The organism is Trujillonella humicola, assembly GCF_046233715.1.
Lineage (GTDB): Bacteria > Actinomycetota > Actinomycetes > Mycobacteriales > Geodermatophilaceae > Trujillonella > Trujillonella humicola.
Genome location: NZ_JBJNRJ010000010.1, coordinates 40,610 through 58,927 on the forward strand (window position 1 = coordinate 40,610; position 18,318 = coordinate 58,927).

The 18,318-nt window shown below is 76.0% G+C and carries 17 protein-coding genes; 8 read left to right on the forward strand and 9 right to left on the reverse strand.

Translation table 11 applies throughout. The features are described 5' to 3' along the window. Window positions 1-36: 36 nt before the first annotated feature. Window positions 37-1,068, forward strand: coding sequence for a patatin-like phospholipase family protein (locus tag ACK586_RS07715; RefSeq protein WP_409329876.1), 1,032 nt, complete (start codon window positions 37-39; stop codon window positions 1,066-1,068). A 13-nt stretch (window positions 1,069-1,081) separates the two neighbouring features. Here ACK586_RS07715 and ACK586_RS07720 read toward each other — a convergent pair whose 3' ends face one another. Beyond that, window positions 1,082-2,038 carry an AraC family transcriptional regulator gene (locus ACK586_RS07720; RefSeq protein ID WP_409329877.1) on the reverse strand — a complete coding sequence of 319 codons (957 nt, stop codon included), beginning with the start codon at window positions 2,036-2,038 and terminating at the stop codon, window positions 1,082-1,084. A 274-nt stretch (window positions 2,039-2,312) separates the two neighbouring features. Here ACK586_RS07720 and ACK586_RS07725 point away from each other — a divergent pair, with 274 nt between their 5' ends. Next, window positions 2,313-2,834: an ATP-binding protein gene (locus tag ACK586_RS07725; RefSeq protein WP_409329878.1), complete on the forward strand. Its 522-nt coding sequence runs from the start codon at window positions 2,313-2,315 to the stop codon at window positions 2,832-2,834. An 18-nt stretch (window positions 2,835-2,852) separates the two neighbouring features. Here the strand turns inward: ACK586_RS07725 and ACK586_RS07730 are convergent, their stop codons facing one another. From ACK586_RS07730 to ACK586_RS07745, 4 genes are all read right to left on the reverse strand, one after another. Continuing rightward, window positions 2,853-3,116: a hypothetical protein gene (locus ACK586_RS07730; protein ID WP_409329879.1), complete on the reverse strand. Its 264-nt coding sequence runs from the start codon at window positions 3,114-3,116 to the stop codon at window positions 2,853-2,855. Window positions 3,117-3,241: 125 nt separating this feature from the next. Then, window positions 3,242-3,850, reverse strand: a complete 609-nt coding sequence (locus ACK586_RS07735; protein WP_409329880.1) for an HdeD family acid-resistance protein — start codon at window positions 3,848-3,850, stop codon at window positions 3,242-3,244. A 160-nt stretch (window positions 3,851-4,010) separates the two neighbouring features. Further along, window positions 4,011-6,692, reverse strand: a complete 2,682-nt coding sequence (locus ACK586_RS07740; RefSeq protein WP_409329881.1) for a winged helix-turn-helix domain-containing protein — start codon at window positions 6,690-6,692, stop codon at window positions 4,011-4,013. A 262-nt stretch (window positions 6,693-6,954) separates the two neighbouring features. Beyond that, window positions 6,955-7,194 carry a LapA family protein gene (locus ACK586_RS07745; protein WP_409329882.1) on the reverse strand — a complete coding sequence of 80 codons (240 nt, stop codon included), beginning with the start codon at window positions 7,192-7,194 and terminating at the stop codon, window positions 6,955-6,957. Window positions 7,195-7,969: 775 nt separating this feature from the next. Between ACK586_RS07745 and ACK586_RS07750 the strand changes: the two genes are divergently transcribed. Both ACK586_RS07750 and ACK586_RS07755 read left to right on the forward strand, forming a co-directional pair. Beyond that, the gene (locus ACK586_RS07750; RefSeq protein WP_409329883.1) at window positions 7,970-9,421 is read left to right on the forward strand and encodes an alkyl/aryl-sulfatase; all 1,452 of its coding nucleotides are present in this window, start codon (window positions 7,970-7,972) and stop codon (window positions 9,419-9,421) included. Window positions 9,422-9,456: 35 nt separating this feature from the next. Further along, window positions 9,457-10,275 carry a hypothetical protein gene (locus tag ACK586_RS07755; RefSeq protein ID WP_409329884.1) on the forward strand — a complete coding sequence of 273 codons (819 nt, stop codon included), beginning with the start codon at window positions 9,457-9,459 and terminating at the stop codon, window positions 10,273-10,275. Here the strand turns inward: ACK586_RS07755 and ACK586_RS07760 are convergent. The 3 genes from ACK586_RS07760 to ACK586_RS07770 all read right to left on the reverse strand — a co-directional run bounded on the left by ACK586_RS07760 (window position 10,208) and on the right by ACK586_RS07770 (window position 11,465). Next, the gene (locus ACK586_RS07760; protein ID WP_409329885.1) at window positions 10,208-10,714 is read right to left on the reverse strand and encodes a nuclear transport factor 2 family protein; all 507 of its coding nucleotides are present in this window, start codon (window positions 10,712-10,714) and stop codon (window positions 10,208-10,210) included. The genes ACK586_RS07755 and ACK586_RS07760 overlap by 68 nt on opposite strands. 172 nt (window positions 10,715-10,886) lie before the next feature. Further along, window positions 10,887-11,090, reverse strand: coding sequence for a zinc-ribbon domain-containing protein (locus ACK586_RS07765; protein ID WP_409329886.1), 204 nt, complete (start codon window positions 11,088-11,090; stop codon window positions 10,887-10,889). A 48-nt stretch (window positions 11,091-11,138) separates the two neighbouring features. After that, a complete protein-coding gene (locus ACK586_RS07770) occupies window positions 11,139-11,465 on the reverse strand; it encodes a hypothetical protein (protein WP_409329887.1) in 327 nt (108 codons plus the stop codon). 146 nt (window positions 11,466-11,611) lie between these two features. On the opposite strand from ACK586_RS07770, the gene ACK586_RS07775 reads away from it, so the two are divergent. Further along, entirely contained in the window at window positions 11,612-12,355 is a 744-nt protein-coding gene (locus tag ACK586_RS07775) for an SDR family NAD(P)-dependent oxidoreductase (RefSeq protein ID WP_409329888.1), read from the forward strand. Here ACK586_RS07775 and ACK586_RS07780 read toward each other — a convergent pair. Then, the gene (locus tag ACK586_RS07780) at window positions 12,330-12,662 is read right to left on the reverse strand and encodes an STAS domain-containing protein (protein ID WP_409329889.1); all 333 of its coding nucleotides are present in this window, start codon (window positions 12,660-12,662) and stop codon (window positions 12,330-12,332) included. The two genes, ACK586_RS07775 and ACK586_RS07780, sit on opposite strands and share 26 nt — an antisense overlap. A gap of 233 nt (window positions 12,663-12,895) precedes the next feature. On the opposite strand from ACK586_RS07780, the gene ACK586_RS07785 reads away from it, so the two are divergent. From ACK586_RS07785 to ACK586_RS07795, 3 genes are all read left to right on the forward strand, one after another. After that, window positions 12,896-14,272, forward strand: a complete 1,377-nt coding sequence (locus ACK586_RS07785; protein WP_409329890.1) for a hemolysin family protein — start codon at window positions 12,896-12,898, stop codon at window positions 14,270-14,272. Further along, window positions 14,269-15,285, forward strand: coding sequence for a hemolysin family protein (locus ACK586_RS07790; protein WP_409329891.1), 1,017 nt, complete (start codon window positions 14,269-14,271; stop codon window positions 15,283-15,285). Before ACK586_RS07785 ends, ACK586_RS07790 begins: the two co-directional genes overlap by 4 nt. A 151-nt stretch (window positions 15,286-15,436) precedes the next feature. Next, window positions 15,437-18,304: an aldehyde dehydrogenase family protein gene (locus tag ACK586_RS07795; protein ID WP_409329892.1), complete on the forward strand. Its 2,868-nt coding sequence runs from the start codon at window positions 15,437-15,439 to the stop codon at window positions 18,302-18,304. Window positions 18,305-18,318 lie beyond the last annotated feature (14 nt).

Below are 18,318 nucleotides of genomic sequence, written 5' to 3' on the forward strand. Positions count from 1 at the left end.
GGCTGGGAGGCCGCAGCGACCGAGGGAGTGAGCGCCGTGGACCGTCCGACGTCCGAGCCGACCGGGGCGGTGCCGCCGCGGCGCGGTCTGGTGATCGGGGCGGGGGCGGCGCTCGGTGGCGCCTGGGCGCTCGGGGTGCTGTGCGCCCTGCAGCGTGCGGAGGACGACGCCGCGCGGACCGCGGACGTCGTGGTGGGGACGTCGGCCGGGTCGGTGCTGGCCGCGCTGATCGGCTGCGGCGTCCCGCCGGAGGCGATGGTCGAGCGCCTGTCCGGCGGACGGGTGGACGTCGAGGGCACCGAACCGGTCAACGCCCTCGACGTCGACGACCACGTGCACCGCGCCCTCGGTGACGTCCCGCCGCCGATCCCGTTCCCGGGCAACCTCGCCCTCGCGGCGCGCAGCCTGGGCCGGCCGGGAAGGCACACCCTGATGACGACGGCCGCCGCGCTCGCGCCGCGTGGACGGGGGAGCCTGGCGCCGGTGGGGCAGCTCGTCGAGGAGCTGCAGGGCGGGCAGGGCTGGCCGCAGCGACCGAGGGTGTGGGTCGTCGCCATGGACTTCGACGCCGGACGGCGCGTCGTCTTCGGCCGGCCGGGGGCACCGGCCGCACCCCTTCCGCTCGCGGTCATGGCCTCGTGCGCGGCGCCGGGCTACTTCCCGCCGGTGCCCGTGGCCGGGCGGCGCTACGTCGACGGTGGTGGGGTCTCGGTGACCAACGCCGACGTCCTCGTCCGCGAGCACCTGGACGAGGTGGTGGTGATCGCGCCGATGGCCCTCGTCGGCCGCGATCCCCGCCGCGGCGCCCGAGCCCGGCTGGAGGGCCGGCTGCGCGCCTACGCCACCCGGCGACTGGAACGCGAGGTCGGCCGCTTGGAGGCCGCCGGGTGCCGGGTCCGGGCCTTCGTCCCGACCGCCGAGGACCTGACCGAAATCGGGCCCGACGTCATGGACGCCACCCGCCGGTCCGCGGTCTTCGCGACGGCGCTGCGCACCACCGCCGCGGTCCTGTCCACCGGGACCGGGGGCGGCAGCTGCGCGGCCGCGGTGGGCCCGGTCGCCTCGTGACCGCCCGGCGGGGTCAGGTCCGCAGCGAGTGCCCCGGGGGCACGCCGAACTGCTCCCGGTAGAAGCCGGCGAAGCGCGAGCCGGGGCTGAACCCCCAGCGCGCGGCGACTCCGGCGACGGTGTCGCCGTCGGTGGGGTCCGCTGCCTGCAGGTCCCGGTGCGCCGCCTCCAGCCGCACCCGCCGCAGGTAGCCGCTGGGCGTGGTGCCCAGGTGGCGGCGGAACGCGTCCTGCAGCGCCCGGACGCCGACCCCGGCGTGCGCGGCGACGTCCGCCACGCCGACCGGCTCGGCGGCGTGCGCGTCGATGTAGGCGACCGCCCTGCGCAGGGTCGCCGGTCCGGCGCTGCCCGGCCCCGGTCGGTAGGCCTGGCCCATCGTGGTGTTGGGGAACACGTCCAGGGCCGTGGCCGCCAGCAGGTCGGCCATCCGCTGCTGCGCCAGCGAGGTGGGCACGGTCTCGCGTGCGGTGAGCGACTGGTGGACGAACGCGGTCAGCGCCCGCCAGTGCGCGGCCGCCGCCGGGGACACCGGGGCGGTCGACTCGAAGCGGAGGCGGGCCGCTGCGGACCCGGCCCGGTCCCGAGCCGCCTGCTCGACGGCGGCCAGCGGTACGCGGACCAGGACGAGGTCCAGGTCGGCCCACGTCGAGGTCGACGCGGCGGTCGTCGGGTACAGGAGCACGTCGCCGCGTCCCAGCCGCCGGTCCTCCCGGCCGCTGACCCGGCGGGCCCGTCCGCCGAGGACGGTCGCCGCCATGAACGCGTCGAACGGCGGCACCACCGAGCGGGTCGCCGCCGAGTGCCGCAGCCGGCCCGAGTCCAGCGGACCGGCCCGGGCGACGCACATGGCGAACTCGATCCGCGCGGCGCTGGACAGCGTGGTGACCCGGCCGCCGGAGTAGAGGTCCGCCATCGTGGTGTGGGCCAGCTCCGGGTCCTCGGTGACCAGCTCCAGCAGTTCCACCGGCATCGGCGTCCTCTCGGCGAGCGGCCGCGTCACGGTCCGGACGCAGTCGGCTCCCGAGCACCGGGTCGGAGCCGACCCGTCGACGGTATCGGGGGACACCAGCCCGCGGATGCGCACGCACGGGTGCGGATGCGCAGTCCCCGGGGCCGTGGCGGTGCGCGGTCCCCCGGCGTGGGTCACGATCGCGACACGTGATCCGGCCGGTGCGGACCGTCCGCCCCGGCGGATCGGCGTCCGCACGAGGGCGGGAGCTCCCGCCGAGCACGAAGGGTGTGCCTTGTCCTCGCCGACGTCCCCGCGGATCCCGCCGCCCGCCGCCCCCGCCGCGTCGGGACCGCTCTCGGCGACGGCGTGGCCCGAGGCCCCGGTGCCCGTGTTCCCGCCTCCGGCCGTCCTCGGTGAGTGGCGGCCGGCGACGCCCGCGGAGGTGACGGTCACCCGGCGCGCCCTCCTCGGGCTGGTGCTGGCCGCGGACCGGGCCGCCGGGCGACCGCCGCCGGCCGAGGCGCTGGTCGAGCGGCTCCTCCTCGTCTACGAGGAGCTCACCAGCAACGCCGTGCGGCACGGTCACCCGCCCGTGCGGGCGCAGCTGGCGTGCCACGCCGGGACCTGGATCCTGCTGGTCACCGACGGGGCACCGCACCGGCCGCCGGAGCAGGTCACCGGCCGCGACCCCGCGCACGGTGGGCTGGGTGCCACCCTCGTGGCCCGCCTGGCGAGCGCGCACGGCTGGTGGGCCGTCGACGGCCACAAGGTCGTCTGGGCGACGGTGGACGGTGCCCGGCCGGCTCTCCGCTGACCGCGGTGCAGGGGCTGCTCAGCCGGCGCCCAGCGCCCAGAGCACGCCGACCAGGGACGCCAGCACGAGCACGGTGAGGAGCAGCGCCCAGGCGGCGAAGGCCGGGCTGTACTCGTCCTCGTCCGGGGCCTCCGGTGCGCCCGGAGAACGAGGGGCGGCAGCCGGGACGGTGACCTCGTCCGGCATGGCGACCTCCTCCGGCGCGGCGACCGCCTGGGCCCGGCCACCCGGTCGGCGGCCCGGGTGGGGATCGTCGTCCGGGCGGGCGGCAGCGGCCGTCATCCGCGAGGGATGAGACGGCGGCGGTGCCGGTCGGGGACGCCGGCCGGCAGCGGTGCCTCGGACGTGGTGGAGGTCGAGACCTCGACCGCCCGGGCCGCCGACGGCCACCGCCGTGTCCCGGCGGGTCAGACCGGCGACGGCTGGCTGCTGGGCGGAGCAGCGCCGGCCGGGGTCGCCGGGGCGGCGGGTGCCGGCCGGAGCCGGCCCACGGCGATGAGGGTCACGCCCTCGAGCAGCGTCTGCAGCGCGAGCAGGGTGCCGAGGAGGGTCAGCGTCGCCGTCGTCAGGTTCAGCAGGATCCACAGGCCCAGGCCGACGGAGACGAGCCCGCTGAGGGTGAGCACGACCCGGGCCCCGGGCACCGTCCACGCCCCGAACACCCGGACCAGGCCCGTGGCGAGGAACATCGACCCGGCGAGCAGGGTCAGGGTCAGTGCGCCGACGGCGGTGTTCCGGAGGATGAAGAGGCCCAGCACCGCCAGGACCACGCCGCCCAGGGCGACCGTCCACGACGCTCCGGAGCGGATCCGGAACAGGGTGCCGACGACCAGCACGACCCCGGAGATCAGCGCCGTCCAGCCGAGGAGGAGCACCGACACGACGGTCGCGAAGACCACGTTGCCCAGCAGGATGAACCCACCGATGAGGAGCAGCACGCCGACCACGACGTCCGCTGCGGTGCGCCGTCGCTCCAGCGCCGTCCGTTCCGTCTCCGTCGCCCGGCTCGTCGTCATGTCCGTGCCTCCCTCACCGGTGCCGTCGGACCGCACTCTCCGGCGGGTCCGGCAGCACTGGCTCACCCGCAGGAGGTGAACGGCGGCGCAGCACCGCGTGCTGTCCGCCGCGTGCTCGACGGGCCACGCTCCGCTGCGCAGGACCGGCGGTCCGCCCCGGTCAGACGAGCCCGAGCCGGCGCGCCTTCCGCACGGCGTCGTTGCGCCGGGACACGGCCAGCTTCCGGTAGATGTTGCGCTGGTGGGTCTTCACCGTGTTCAGCGACACGAACAGGTCGCCGGCGATGTCGTCGGACGACATCGCCTGCGCCATGCGCGCGAGGACGGTCCGCTCCCGGTCGGTGAGCGCCTCGACCGGCGCCTCCTCTCCGCCGCCGCCCCCCTCCGCCGGGTGCCCCGGGCCCCGCCCCGCCGCCGGGGCCGGCGCCAGCCAGGCGTGCGCGCGCCCGACCTCGGGGAACGTGGACAGCAGCGTGCGCCCCGGGGCGCCGGGCCGCAGGAACAGCCGGCGGCGGCGCTCCGGCTCGGCCAGGGCCAGTGCCCGGCCGAGCGCCTCGCGCGCCAGGGGCCGGCGGCCGTCGAGCAGGTGGACGTGGGCGGCCAGGAGCCAGGCCTCGACGGTGCCGGTCGGGTCCCCGGCGGGCTCGGCGGCCAGCACGGGGGAGAGGAGCGCGGTCGCACCGTCGGCGTCGCCGCCGAGCAGGGCGACGGCGGCCCGGCGCACGGCTTGCTCGGGGTCCGGCCCGACCACCCCGTCCAGCGCGGTGGTCGCCGCGGCGAGGTCCCGCCGCTCGGTGTGCACGCGGGCCGCGGTGACCGCGAGCCGGTCGGCCAGCCAGGAGGGCAGCGGCCGGCCCCCGACGACCCCCGGGACATCGGCCAGCGAGGAGAGCGCGCGCCGGAGGTCCCGGCCGTCGGCGTACCAGAGCGCCCGCAGCATCGGCACCAGCACGGCGACGAGGGGGTCGTGACGGGCGCCCACGCTGCGGCTCGCCCCGTCCAGGTGACGACGCGTCCCCGCCTGGTCGCCCTGCTCGACGGCGACCAGGGCGAGTGCCAGGTGTCCCGCCCCCGTGCGGTGGGCGACCGGCAGGCCGGCGTCGTCGGCGAGCGCGACCTCGGCGCGTCCGAGGTCCGCCGCGCGTCCCAGTCGCCCGCGCAGGTACTCGAGCAGGGCCAGCCGGCCGAGGACGTTCAGCCGTGGGTAGCGGCACCCCGGGGGGGAGCTCGCGACCAGGCCGCGCCGGAGGGTGCGCTCGGCCTCGTCGAGCTGCCCGGCCCACAACTGGGTGGTGTCCACGCTGGACAGCAGCAGGGCGCGCAGCTCCGGGTGGTCCTCGGCGTCCGGGATGCCGGACAGCTGCTCCTCGCCGGCCGCGAGCGCCGACTCCGCAGCGCCCGGGTCGCCGTGGACCCGGGCGAGGATGGCCCGGATCACGGCGGTCGAGGCCAGCAGTGGAGCCCGGTCGGGCCCGGTCGCCTCGCCGGCCTGCTCGTCGGCGAGGGCGACCTGCGCACGGCAGGTGTCCAGGTCGAACGCCGTGAGCGCACGGGCGGACCGCACCACGGCCGGCAACGGGCCTCCCGCGGTCGCCGGCAGGTCGGTCAGGACCGCGTCCAGCTGGGTGGTCCCCCCACCCACGAGCAGCGGGCCGACCCCGAGCTGCCGCACGACGACGGCCGCGGCCAGCTGCCAGTCCCGCGCCGCGCTCGCGTGGCGGACCGCCTCGACGAACTGCCCCGCGTCCTCGAGCCAGACGGCGGCGCGCCGGTGCAGCTCCGCGCGGGAAATGGGACGCTCCCGGTCGAGCTCGCCCTGCAGCACCTGGGCGAGCATCGGGTGGTAGGCGAACCAACCGGGGGCGTGCTCGACGGCGGTGGTGAGGACGTTGCCGGTCGCGAGTCGGGCCAGGACGCCCTCGCCGTCCGTGCGACCGGTGAGGGCGTCGGCCAGCGCCGGGCAGACCCGGTCGACCACGCAGGTGAGCAGCAGGAAGTCCCGGACGTCGGGTGGCTGCGCGTCGAGCACGTCCTCCACCAGGTACCCGGTCAGCGCGGGATCCGCGCCCGGCAGTCCCGCCACGAAGGCGTCGGGCTCCCGACGCTGCTGCAACGCGACGGCCGACAGCCGCAGGCCTGCCGCCCAGCCCCGGGTCTGCTCCGCGAGCGCCGACAGCGTCCCGGCGGAGATCCGCACGCCGTGCAGCCGGAGCAGGTCGCCGGCCTCCTCGCGGGTGAACGCCAGGTCGGCGTTCCGGATGCGGACCAGGTCCCCCCGGAGCGCGTAGCGGTGCAGCCAGCCGGCGCCGTCGTCGCGGCTGAGCAGCACCAGCCGCAGGGTCCCGTCGGCGTGGCGGAGGACGAAGTCGATCTCGCGGTGGACCTGCCGGCTCGTCACGGCCTCGAACTGGTCCAGGACGAGCACCACGGGGACGGCGCCCGTGGCCAGGCTGTCGGCCAGGGTCGCGAGGAGGTGGTGGGTGACGCTGCCGCCGAGGAACGGCTCGGCCACCTCGGGTGGGAGCCGGACCCCGGCACGTCGCAGCGCGGCGATGACGTAGGCCCAGAAGACGCCCGGTGCGTCGTCGTCGGGGTCGAGGGTGAGCCAGGCGACCGGACCGGGCGGGCCGGCGGTCGTGCACCAGGACGCCAGGAGGAGCGTCTTGCCGGAGCCCGCCGCACCGCTGACCACGGTCAGCAGCCCGTCCACGCCGGAGGAGACCCGCTCGGTCAGGCGCGGCCGGTCGACGATCGGCGTGCGGATGTGCGGGGCCGCCAGCTTGGCGGCGAGCAGCGGATCGTCGGCGAGGGGCTGGTCCTCGATCGGGACGGCAGTGCTCATCGGCGAGCTCTCCCAGGGTGCGCGGCCGCGACGACGGTGGTCACCGTCGTCCCCCCGCCCGGCCCAGGATGGTCGCCCGCAGCGGCCGTGGCACCGGTCCCCAGGACCCGTGGTGCCGGGACCATCGACCCCGGCGGCATCACCCGCAGCGGACGACGCGAGCGGCTCCACCGCGGTCCGCGGCCCTGCCGACGGGGGTCGGCCCGCGGCCGGGAGGGCACCGGAGCGGGGGACCGCCGGCCGGGAGGGATGCGCCCGACGCCTACCGGCGGGACCGCAGCAGCGCACCCACGGCGCCCCCCACGAGCACCGTCATGGTCAGCAGCAGCCACATCGGCGCGGTGAACGTCGCGCTGAACAGGTGGATGGACACCCGGTCCCGGTTCTGCGCGATGAACACGGCGGTGACGAGCACGAGCAGGCCGGCCACGACCCAGGCCGGCCGGACGGCACCGGTCACCCCGCGGCGGCCCGTCGTCCGGGACGCGGTCGAACCGGTCATCGTCGAACCCTCCCTTCCGGCCTGCCGGGGCCGACGCTGCCGGTGCGCGGCACGGCGCGGGTCACCCGCCAGGGACGAGGTGGGGCCGTCCGACGCCGGCGTCGGCGGCGCGCTCCGCTCCTCTCCCGGGCCGGCCGGGACCGGGGCCCCGCACCTGCGTCATGCGGGAGGGGTGATGCACCGGCCGGACGAGCGGGGGAGCGTCGGCACGGCGGAGAGCCGGAGCCCGGTCGCGGCCGGCGCACCGCTCCGTACGGACCCCACCACCGGAGGAACCCGCAGATGACCGACACCCTCTCCACCGGCGCACCCGCCGGCGGCGGGCCGGCGCCCCGTCCGGCCGCGAGCGGTACGCCGGCCGGCGCCGAGCCGGCGAGCCCGGCCGTCGCCGCCCAGCACCGGCGGCTGCTGGGTTCGCTGCCGTTCGCCGACGACCGGGCCGTCCAGGACGCGAGACGTGGCTTCGTCGCCGCGCTGGAGCCTGGGGTCGTGCACGCCGACGGCCGCGTGGTCTGGGACAACGATGCCTACGCGTTCCTGGCCGGCGACGCCCCCGAGACGGTCAACCCGAGCCTGTGGCGCCAGTCGGCGCTCACCGCGATCCAGGGGTTGTTCGAGGTGACCTCGGGGATCTACCAGGTGCGAGGCCTGGACCTGTCGAACGTGACGTTCGTCGAGGGCGACCGCGGGGTCGTCGTGCTGGACCCGCTCATCTCGGCGGAGACCGCCGCGGCCGCGCTCGGCCTCTACCGGCGGCACCGGGGGGGACCGGCCGGTGACCGGTGTGGTCTACACCCACAGCCACGCCGATCACTTCGGCGGCGTCCGCGGGATCGTGCGGCAGGAGGACGTCGATGCCGGCGAGGTGCCGGTCCTGGCTCCGGAGGGCTTCACCGGGCACGCGGTCAGCGAGAACGTCTACGCCGGCCCGGCGATGGCCCGGCGGGCCGGGTACATGTACGGCGCCGCGCTGCCCCGCGGCCCCCACGGGCAGGTGGGTGCCGGGTTGGGGCAGACCACGTCGACGGGCACCTTCGGGCTGATCCCGCCCACGCTCGAGATCAGGACCACCGGCCAGGAGGAGACCGTCGACGGCGTCCGCATGGTCTTCCAGATGGCGCCGGGCAGCGAGGCCCCGGCCGAGATGCACGTGTACTTCCCGCAACGGCACGCCCTGTGCGCGGCGGAGAACGCCACCCACGTCCTGCACAACGTCCTGACCATCCGCGGGGCGCAGGTGCGCGACCCCCACGCCTGGGCCGGCTACCTGACCGAGGCGATCGACCTCTTCGGCGCCGACCTGGACCTGGTCTTCGCCTCGCACCACTGGCCCACCTGGGGTCGAGAGCGGTCGGTGGAGTTCCTCGGCCTGCAGCGGGACCTGTACGCCTACCTGCACGACCAGACCCTGCGCATGCTGAACCGGGGCATGACCGGTGCCGAGATCGCCGAGGCGATGGTGCTGCCACCGGCGCTGGAGAACGCCTGGCACGCGCGCGGCTACTACGGCTCGGTCAGCCACAACGTGAAGGCGATCTACCAGCGCTACATGGGCTGGTACGACGGCAACCCCGCCCACCTCTGGCCGCACCCGCCGCAGGCGGCCGCCCGCCGCTACGTCGCCTTCATGGGCGGCGCGGACGCCGTCGTCGCGCAGGCACGGGAGTACTTCGACGCCGGCGACTTCCGCTGGGCGGCCGAGGTCCTCGACCACGTCGTGTTCGCCGAGCCCGACCACGCCGCCGCCCGCGACCTGCTGGCCGACACCTACGAGCAGCTCGGCTACGGCGCGGAGAACGGCACCTGGCGCTGCGCGTACCTCTCGGGTGCGCACGAGCTCCGGCACGGCGGCTTCGGGACACCCGTGACCCCGGTGTCCCCGGACGTCGTCGCCCGGCTCACCCCCGAGCAGCTCTTCGACGCCCTCGCCGTCCGCGTCGACGGCCCGCGCTGCTGGGACGAGCACGTCACGCTCGACGTGGACCTCACCGACGTCGGCGCCCGGTACCGGCTGACCCTGCGCAACGGGGTGCTGACCTACACCACGGCCCGGCAGACGACGGTGGCCGATGCGGTCCTCCACGTCCCCACCGCGGGACTGCCGGCGATCGCGCTCGGAGGCGGGGACCCGGCCGACGCGGACCTGGAGGGGGACCCCGCGGCGCTGGGCCGGCTGAGGGCGGCCCTGGACGCCCCCGACCCCGACTTCGCCATCGTCACCCCCTGACCCGTCCCGGGACCCGGACGCCCCAGGGCCGGCGGATGCCCGGCGGACGACGACCGCTCACCGGCGCGCAGCTGCGCACGCCGCGCGCCGCGGCGGTCGCCGGCATCGTCTTCTCGCTGCTGCTGGGCGCCGCCCTCACCCTCGTCGCGCTGGCCTCACCCGACGAGCCGGCCACGGTCGGGTCGTGGCTCACCGAGTCACCGCGGCGCACCGCGCTCGTCGTGGCGCTGGCCCTGGTGCCGTTCGCCGGCATCGCCTTCCTGTGGTTCATCGGCGTGGTGCGCGACCGGCTCGGGGAGCGGGAGGACCGGTTCTTCGCCTCGGTCTTCCTCGGCAGCGGGCTGCTGTTCGTCGCGATGCTGTTCGCGGCGGCCGCCGTGGCCGGCGCGCTGGTCGCCGACGAGACGCTGCGATCAGGGGAGCCCCCCGGGCCGACCGTCCTCGCCCTCGGCCGGCGGGTCGTCGGCCTCCTGCTGCAGGAGTACGCGATGCGCATGGCCGCGGTGTTCACCCTGAGCACCGCGACGATCGCGTTGCGGACGCGGGTCGCCGCGCGGTGGGTGGGCCTGCTGGGCGTCGTCGTCGCCCTGGTCCTGCTGCTCGCCGTCGGCCGGACGCCGTGGGTCGAGCTCCTGTTCCCGGGGTGGGTGCTGCTGCTCAGCGTCGACATCCTGCGCCGGGGGCCGACGACGGCGTCGGGACCGGGGCGCGCGACCTCGTCCGGTCCTGCTGCCGGGGGCCCGCCGTCCCGCCCGCCCCGGGTGGACCCGACGTCCGGGTCCCGGCTCAGGACGGGGCGACGACGTCGCGGAACGTCGCCCGCGCCTCGTCGGAGCCGTCCAGGGTCCGGTTGACCCGCTCGACCACGCGCCAGCGCCCGCCGACGCGCCCCAGCCGCCACTCGTTGGCCGAGAGCCGGCCGACCCAGAAGCGGTCGGCGGCGGCGTCCCAGCGCAGGTTCATCGCGTGGTTCCAGGCACGGGCGGTGTCGCCGTCGACCTCGATCCGCGGCGGGGTGAGCACGTGCCCCATGCCGGCGCGGACGCCGCGCTGGTGCCCGCCGTCGATCATCCCGGCGATCGCCTCGCGACCCTCCCACCGGCCGTGCGGCGCGGCGTCGTAGACCCCGTCCTCGGTCCACAACCCGGTGACGGCCGCGGAGTCGCCGAAGTCGGCGGCCGGGCCGTAGGAGGCCACGAGCTGGCCGATCTCGACCCGGTCCTCGAGGTGCCGCAGCCGCGCGGCGAGCGCTGCCACGTCCGCGCTCGCCGATCCGCCGTCCCGTGGGTCCATGTCGTCTCTCCTCCGCGGGTGATGTCGCCCTGCGGTGCAGCCTGCACCCGGACGCGCCGCGGGCCGGACGACGACCCGGGGCGGGGCCCGCCGGCCGGGGCTGCAGCGGGCTCCCGGTGGTACGACATGCACACCCCCGGGCCGGGCCGGGCGGGAGCGGGTGCGCGACCGGTCAGGCCCCGGCGGTGGCGCCGCAGATCCCGCAGACCTCCAGGTCCCGGCGGCCCCACCGCGCGACCGGGACGAAGAACACGGTGACCTGCCGGGCCTCGCGCACCCGCGCCCACCGGGTGGTGTTGCCGCAGCGCGGGCAGGTGCGGACCCGGCCGGGTCCGAGGTCCCGCCGCCTGGTGCCGAAGCCGAACAGGAAGAACACGTCGCCACGCTAGGCAACGCCGCGGACGGCCGCTCCCCGGCGCACCGGTCAGACCGGGTCCCGCCCGGCGTCGCCGCCGTCGGGGGTGGGCTCCGCCGGCGCGGACGCGGCACCCTCCGCGTCCCGGCGCTCGAGGCGCTGGCGGATGGCCGCCACGTTGAGGGCGAGGTCCTCCAGCGCCTCGACCGCCCGGGTGGCCAGCGCGAACGTGAGGTTCTCGCGCCGCTCCTCGGGGCTGGGCCCGCGGCGGGCGCGCTCGCCCGTGGCGGCCGACCACGGCGACCCGCCCTCGCCCCCGGGGTCGCCGAACAGCTCCCGGAGCATCTTCTGCGCCCGGTCGAGGAACTCGCCGGGGTCGGGCCGGTCGCCTGCCATCAGGTCTCCTCGTCGTCCGTCGTCGCGACAGGGGCACCCGTCGCTCCCACTAGGGTGCCCGCCGGCGAGCGGCGCCACACGGGGTCCGGCCCGCGGGGACCGCCCGCCCGGGACGGATCGGCGACGGCAGCGAGGAGGACGGCGCGGTGGGCGAGCTGGACGGGCGCAGGGCGGTGGTCACCGGTGCGGGGCAGAACGTCGGGGCGGAGATCGCCCGGGTGCTCGCCGCCCGCGGCGCCACCGTCGGCGTCAACGACCTCTTCGCCGACCGGGCCGAGCGGGTGGTCGGGGAGATCCGCGCGGCCGGGGGCGAGGCCGAGCCGGTCGTGGCCGACGTGACGGACCTGGCGGCGGTGCGCGAGGCCTTCGCGCGGTTCGGCCCGATCGACGTCCTGGTCAACAACGCCGGCATCCCGGTCACCGGCATCGGCATGCAGCGGTTCGTGGACGAGGATCCGCGGTCCTGGCGGGCCTTCGTCGACCTCAACGTGTACGGGCCGCTGAACTGCACCCACACCGCGCTGCCGGGCATGCTCGAGCGCGGGTGGGGGAGGGTCGTCACCATCAGCTCGGAGTCCGCCCGGGTCGGGGACAAGCTCATCGCCACCTACGCCGCCTCCAAGGGCGCCGGCCCGGCGCTGATGCGCTCGCTGGCCAAGGAGGTCGGCCGCGCCGGGGTCACCTGCAACAGCCTCTCGCTGGCCACCCAGCACAACGCCGCCGTCGACGAGGGATCGGAGATGGCGCTCAAGCAGCTGCGGGCCTACGCCGTCCCACGGCTGGGACGGGCGGGCGACGTCGCCGCGGCCGTGGCCTGGCTGGTCGGCGACGACGCGGCCTGGGTCACCGGGCAGACGATCCCGGTCAACGGCGGCTACGCGACCAGCTGAGGGGCCAGGTGCCCAGGTCCCGGGGGACGCGGGGCCGGGTCGGTTCCGTGGTGCGGTCCTCGGGCGGACGGACGACGAGCTCCGCCCCGTCGGCGGCCATCGTCCGCTCGACGTCGCGCAGCACGCGCAGGCCGGCGTCGGTCGAGCGCACCTGCCGCAGGTCCACCACCACCCGGCGGGAGCCGCCGCGCACGAGGTTCTCGACGGTGCCACGCACCAGGTCGGCGCCCTGCACGGTGAGCTCGCCGGACACGCGGAGGGCGTCCCGGCGGACGTGGACGACCTCGGTCACCGCGCAGCTGTCCATGGCTGCACCCTGGCAGCCCCGGCCGCCGGCCACCGGCCGCTGGGACGGGTCGTCACGCAACCGCAAAGTCCACGCCCCCGACCGGCGTCGCGCGGGGAACAGCGGAGTCCGCCGGCCCGTTGGCCCGTGCGCGAGCGGAGGACCCCGCCGCCCACCGCGTCGAAGAGAGCCATGAGCCCCTATCACAGTCCCCAGGCCACCCGTTCCCGGCTCGAGCCGGGGGTGCGTGGCCGATGACCGAGGTGCTCACCCTGCTGCTGGGCGTGCTCGTGGTGCTGGCGATCACGGTCGTCACCGGCTACTTCGTGGCCCAGGAGTTCGCCTACATGGCGGTCGACCGGTCGACCCTGGCCGCGCGGGCCGAGGACGGTGACGCCGCAGCCGCCCGCGCGCTGACCGTCACCCGCCGCACCTCCTTCATGCTGTCGGGCGCGCAGCTCGGGATCACCGTCACGGGGTTGCTCGTGGGCTACGTCGCCGAGCCGCTGATCGGCCGGTCGCTGGGGTCGCTGCTGGGCGGGGTCGGCGTCCCCGCCGCGGTCGGGGTGGGCATCGGCGCCGTCCTGGCCCTGCTGTTCTCCACGCTGGTGCAGATGCTGTTCGGCGAGCTCTTCCCGAAGAACCTCGCCATCGCCCGGCCCGAGCCGGTCGCCCGCTGGCTGGCCGCCTCCACCGTCGTCTACCTCACGGTGCTCGGCTGGCTGATCCGGGTCTTCGACCACGCGTCGAACCTGCTGCTGCGGGCGCTCAAGATCGAGCCGGTGCACGACGTCGAGCACGCCGCGACCGTCCGCGACCTCGAGCACATCGTCGAGGACTCGCGCGAGAGCGGCGACCTGCCCGCGGAGTTGTCGATGCTGGTCGACCGCATCCTCGACTTCCCCGAGCGTGACGTCGAGCACGCGATGATCCCGCGCCCGCGGGTGGACACCGTCGCCGCCACCGAGACCCTGGGCCGGCTGCGCGCACGGATGGCCTCGGGGCACTCGCGCTACCCGGTCCTGGACACCGGTACCGGCGACGTGGTCGGCCTGGTCCAGCTGGCCGACGTCCTGGTGACCACCGAGCCCGACACCGCGCCGGTGACCGCCATCGCCCGGGAGTGCCCGGTCGTGTCGACGTTCACCCCGCTGCCCGAGGCGCTGCGCCGGCTGACCGGCGGTGGCGACCGGCTGGCCTGCGTGATCGACGAGTACGGCGGCTTCGCGGGGGTCGTCACGCTGGAGGACCTCGCGGAGGAGCTGGTCGGGGAGATCACCGACGAGCACGACGCCGACGTCGCTCCCGCGTACGTGCCGGTCGGGAGCGACGGCGTGTGGGAGATGGCCGGGGACGTGCACGTCGACGAGGTGGAGCGGGCGCTGCAGGTGGACCTGCCCCGCGGGCCCTACGAGACGGTCGCCGGCCTGGTCATCGCCGCGGCCGGGACCCTGCCCGAACCCGGCGCCTCGCTGACCGTCGAGCTGCCCCCCGACCCCGGCGACCTGGTCCGCGAGGACACGCCCACGCCTCGGTTGCTGCACGTCGAGGTGCTGGCCGTCGAGCGGCACGTGCCCTCCCGCGTGCGACTGGAGCTGCCCCGGGCCGACCGCGGGCAGGCCCCCCGATGAGCGGGAACCCCTGGGCGGTCGTCGCCGCGACGGTCCTCATCGTGGCGCTGTCGGCCTTCTTCGTGGCGGTCGAGTTCGCCGCGCTGGCGGCCAAGCGGCACCGGCTGGAGGAAGCGGCACCGGGCAGCCGATCGGCCCGCGCGGCCCTGCGCAACTCCTCGGAGCTGACCCTGCTGCTGGCCGGGTCCCAGCTGGGCATCACCGCGGCCACGCTGGCGCTGGGCGCCATCAGCAAGCCGGCCGTGCACCACTGGCTCACCCCGCTGCTCGGGACCTGGGGGCTGCCTCCGGTCGCTGCCGACGTCGCCGGGTTCGTCCTGGCCCTGCTGGTCATCACCTTCATCCACCTCGTGGTCGGTGAGATGGCGCCCAAGTCGTGGGCCATCGCGCACCCGGAGCGGTCGGCCACCCTGCTCGCCGGACCGATGCGTGCCTTCATGGCGGTGTTCCGGCCGCTGCTGCGGGTCCTGAACTCGGCGGCCAACGCCCTGGTCCGCAGGGTCGGCGTCGAGCCGGCCGACGGGGTGGCGGTCGGCCACAGCCCTGACGCGCTGCGCCACCTGGTCGAGCACTCGGCCAACGTCGGTGCCCTGGACGCGAGCTTCTCCGCCCAGATCTCCGGCGCGCTGGCCCTCGAGCGCATGACCGTCCGGGAACTGGTCGACCCCGAGGCGCCGCTGGCTGCGGTCCCCACCGACGCCCCCGTCTCCGCGGTGCGCGAGGCGACCCGGCGCACCGGTCACCTGCGCATCCTCATGGGCACGCGAGCGCGGCTGTCCGGCGTGGTGCACGTCCGGGACACGCTCACCGCGCCCGCGCAGGCGCCGGCGTCCGGCTTCGCCCGGCCGGTCGTCACGATGGACGCCGGGACCCGGGTGCACGCGGCGCTGGCCCAGATGCGGGAGAGCCGCAACCACCTCGCGGTGGTCACCGACGGCGGCGCGGTCCTGGGCGTGGTCACGCTGGCCGACGTGCTCCGCCGGCTGTTCCCCGAGCCGGCCGGTGGCTCCTGACCGGGCCGGTCCGGAAGCGTGTCGCCCGCGGGCACCCGACCGGGGAGGCTGGCGGCGAGCGGCTGGACCCCGCGGCGCTGCCCGCCCCGCGGCGTGCTCCGCGTCACAGACCGGGTGTTACTGGTCGGTAGGGTCCCGCTACGCTCCGCCCATGTTCCGCCGCCTGTTGCCCCCTGTCGTCGCGCTGTTCACCCTCACCGGGCTCGCGGCCTGCTCCGACGACGCCGCTCCGAGCGACGCCGCCGCCGACGACGCCGCCGGCGCCACGTCCTCGCCGGCGCCGCCGACCGGTGCCGCCGAGGAGGAGATCACCTGGGAGCAGGTCGCCGCCCCTGCCGACTGCCAGTGCAGCGACGCCTCGGAGTTCCACTACTGGATCCACCGCGGGGACACCGACCGCGTCGTCTTCTTCCTCGAGGGCGGTGGCGCCTGCTTCAGCGCCGAGACCTGCGCTCCGGGCGAGTCGGCCACCTTCAAGGCGAACCTGGCCGGGGACTCCCCGGACGGCCCGGGCGGGGCGGGCGGCGTCGGCGGCCTGCTGGACCTCGCCGATCCCGAGAACCCGCTCGCCGGGGCCAGCGTCGTGTACGTCCCGTACTGCACGGGCGACCTGCACCTGGGCGGCGCCACCCAGGACTACGGCGGCGGGGTGGTCGTGCAGCACGTGGGCCGGACCAACGCGACCACGGCGCTGGAGACCATGGCGCAGGAGTTCCCCGACGCCGCCGAGGTGATCGTGCTCGGGCAGAGCGCGGGCTCGGCCGGTGCCCCGCTCTACGGCGGCCTGGCCCACGACCTGCTGCCCGAGGCCCAGGTCACCGTGCTCGCCGACGCGTCCGGCGCCTATCCGGGCGACGAGGCCATCACCGGCGTCGTCGGCGGCCTGTGGGGCATCTTCGACCAGCTCCCGGACTGGCCGGAGGCCGCCGGTGACGCGCCGACGGCGTGGTCCCTGCCGGGCCTGTTCGTCCAGGCCGGCGAGCACGTGCCCGGCATCCGCCTGGCGACGATCAACACCGCGGACGACGAGGTGCAGCGCGCCTTCGCCGACCTCATCGGCTTCGCCGACACGCCGCTGGTCCAGCTGATCGACGCCAACACCGAGGCCATCGAGGCCGCCGGGGTCCAGCTCGACACGTGGCTCAGCCCCGGGACGACGCACGTGCTGACCGCGCGGGACGACGTCTACGAGACCGAGGTCGGCGGCACCCGGCTGATCGACTGGATCGCCGCCGTCCTCCCCGGCGAGGACGTGGAGGACGTGCGCGGCTGTTCGCGCGCGGTCCCCGGCAGGGGCCGTCCCGGGTACCCGGGACGGCCCCTGCGCCGTTCGGCGAGACGGGCCGGCGTGCGCCGTCGCACCCGCCGCGGGAGCGCCGGACCGGTGCCGGTCGCGGCCCTTGTCACCGTGTGGGCACTGTTACAGAGTTGCCGAACTGTCGACGGATCGCGGTCCGGGGCCTCCGGCGCGGCGCGGCAGGTGATCTCCTGGAGCGGCGTCATGACAGCGGTGCAGAGCGAGAGCGGGGTCCTGGCCGGCGACGACCGGATCCTCATCGACGGGGAGCTGCAGCACAGCGGCAGCGGTGCGTTCTTCGACGTGGAGAACCCCGCCCTCGGCGAGGTCGCCGGACGGTGCACCGACGGCACGCCCGAGGACGTCGACCGCGCCGTCCGGGCGGCCCGGCGGGCGTTCGAGCAGACGGACTGGAAGCGCGACGTCGAGTTCCGGCACCACTGCCTGATGCAGCTGCACGAGGCGCTGGAGGAGGAGCAGGAGCGGCTGCGCCGGATCGTCGTGACCGAGACCGGGACGCCGGTGATGGCCACGTACGGCATCCAGATCGCGCACCCGGTCGAGGAGTCGGCCCACTGGCCGCGGTTCGGGCGCACCTTCGAGTACCTGCAGGAACTCGGCACCGACACGGCCATGGGCATGAGCTCGCGCCGGGTGCTGCAGTACGACCCCATCGGCGTCGTCGCGGCCATCACGCCGTGGAACACGCCGCTCTACCTGAACATCGCCGAGTCGGTGCCGCCGCTGATGGCCGGCAACGCCGTCGTCCTCAAGCCCGCGCAGCTCACCCCGTGGATGGGCACGGAACTGGGCCGGATCGTGGCCGAGAAGACCGACATCCCGCCGGGCATCTTCAACGTGGTCGTCGGCGAGTCCAACGAGGTGGGCGGGGCGCTGGCCGCCCACTCCGACGTCGACATGGTCACCTTCACCGGCTCCACCGCCGTGGGCCGGTCGATCCTCGCCGCCGGCGCCTCCACGGTGAAGAAGGTGATGCTGGAGCTCGGCGGCAAGTCCAGCCTGATCGTCCTCGACGACGCCGACCTCATGGCGGTGCTGCCCACCGCGGCCGGCACCGCGTGCTTCAACTCCGGCCAGAGCTGCACACTGGCCAGCCGCATCCTGCTGCCGCGGGCGCGCTACGAGGAGGGCATCGCGATCCTCAAGGGCGCGATGGAGATGATGCCCTACGGCGATCCGTGGGACCCCAACAACATCCAGGGCGCCCAGATCAGCCGCACGCAGCAGCAGAAGGTGCTCGGGCTCGTCCAGTCGGCCCTCGCCGACGGCGCCCGGCTGGTCACCGGCGGCGAGGCGCCCGACCACCTGCCCGGCTACTTCACCGAGCCCACCGTCCTCGCCGACGTCGACCCCCGCTCGCGGATCGGCCAGGAGGAGATCTTCGGCCCGGTCCTCACGGTGACCCCCTACGACACCGAGGAGGAGGCGATCGCGATCTCCAACGACACCGTCTACGGGCTGTCCGGCGAGGTGGCCAGCGCCGACGAGGACCGGGCGCTGCAGGTCGCGCTGCAGATGCGCGCCGGCACGATGGTCGTCAACGGCGGCTCGTACTTCGGGCTGAAGACCCCGCTCGGCGGCTACAAGCAGAGCGGCCTGGGGCGCCGCAACGGCCACTGGGGCTTCGAGGAGTACCTCGAGATCAAGGCCATCGGCCTGCCGCTGCGCGAGAACGGCAACGGCCCCCGCGTCGTCGACTAGCGGCGGAGCCCGTC

Bases quoted from the DNA above. Each gene is read 5' to 3' on its own strand.
- ACK586_RS07780 (WP_409329889.1), bottom strand. From the start codon at position 12,662: ATGGACAGCTGCGCGGTGACCGAGGTCGTCCACGTCCGCCGGGACGCC.
- ACK586_RS07770 (WP_409329887.1), bottom strand. From the start codon at position 11,465: ATGGCAGGCGACCGGCCCGACCCCGGCGAGTTCCTCGACCGGGCGCAG.
- ACK586_RS07730 (WP_409329879.1), bottom strand. From the start codon at position 3,116: ATGACGGCCGCTGCCGCCCGCCCGGACGACGATCCCCACCCGGGCCGC.
- ACK586_RS07740 (WP_409329881.1), bottom strand. From the start codon at position 6,692: ATGAGCACTGCCGTCCCGATCGAGGACCAGCCCCTCGCCGACGATCCG.
- ACK586_RS07795 (WP_409329892.1), top strand. From the start codon at position 15,437: ATGTTCCGCCGCCTGTTGCCCCCTGTCGTCGCGCTGTTCACCCTCACC.
- ACK586_RS07745 (WP_409329882.1), bottom strand. From the start codon at position 7,194: ATGACCGGTTCGACCGCGTCCCGGACGACGGGCCGCCGCGGGGTGACC.
- ACK586_RS07755 (WP_409329884.1), top strand. From the start codon at position 9,457: ATGCCCGGCGGACGACGACCGCTCACCGGCGCGCAGCTGCGCACGCCG.
- ACK586_RS07785 (WP_409329890.1), top strand. From the start codon at position 12,896: ATGACCGAGGTGCTCACCCTGCTGCTGGGCGTGCTCGTGGTGCTGGCG.
- ACK586_RS07790 (WP_409329891.1), top strand. From the start codon at position 14,269: ATGAGCGGGAACCCCTGGGCGGTCGTCGCCGCGACGGTCCTCATCGTG.
- ACK586_RS07735 (WP_409329880.1), bottom strand. From the start codon at position 3,850: ATGACGACGAGCCGGGCGACGGAGACGGAACGGACGGCGCTGGAGCGA.
- ACK586_RS07760 (WP_409329885.1), bottom strand. From the start codon at position 10,714: ATGGACCCACGGGACGGCGGATCGGCGAGCGCGGACGTGGCAGCGCTC.
- ACK586_RS07720 (WP_409329877.1), bottom strand. From the start codon at position 2,038: ATGCCGGTGGAACTGCTGGAGCTGGTCACCGAGGACCCGGAGCTGGCC.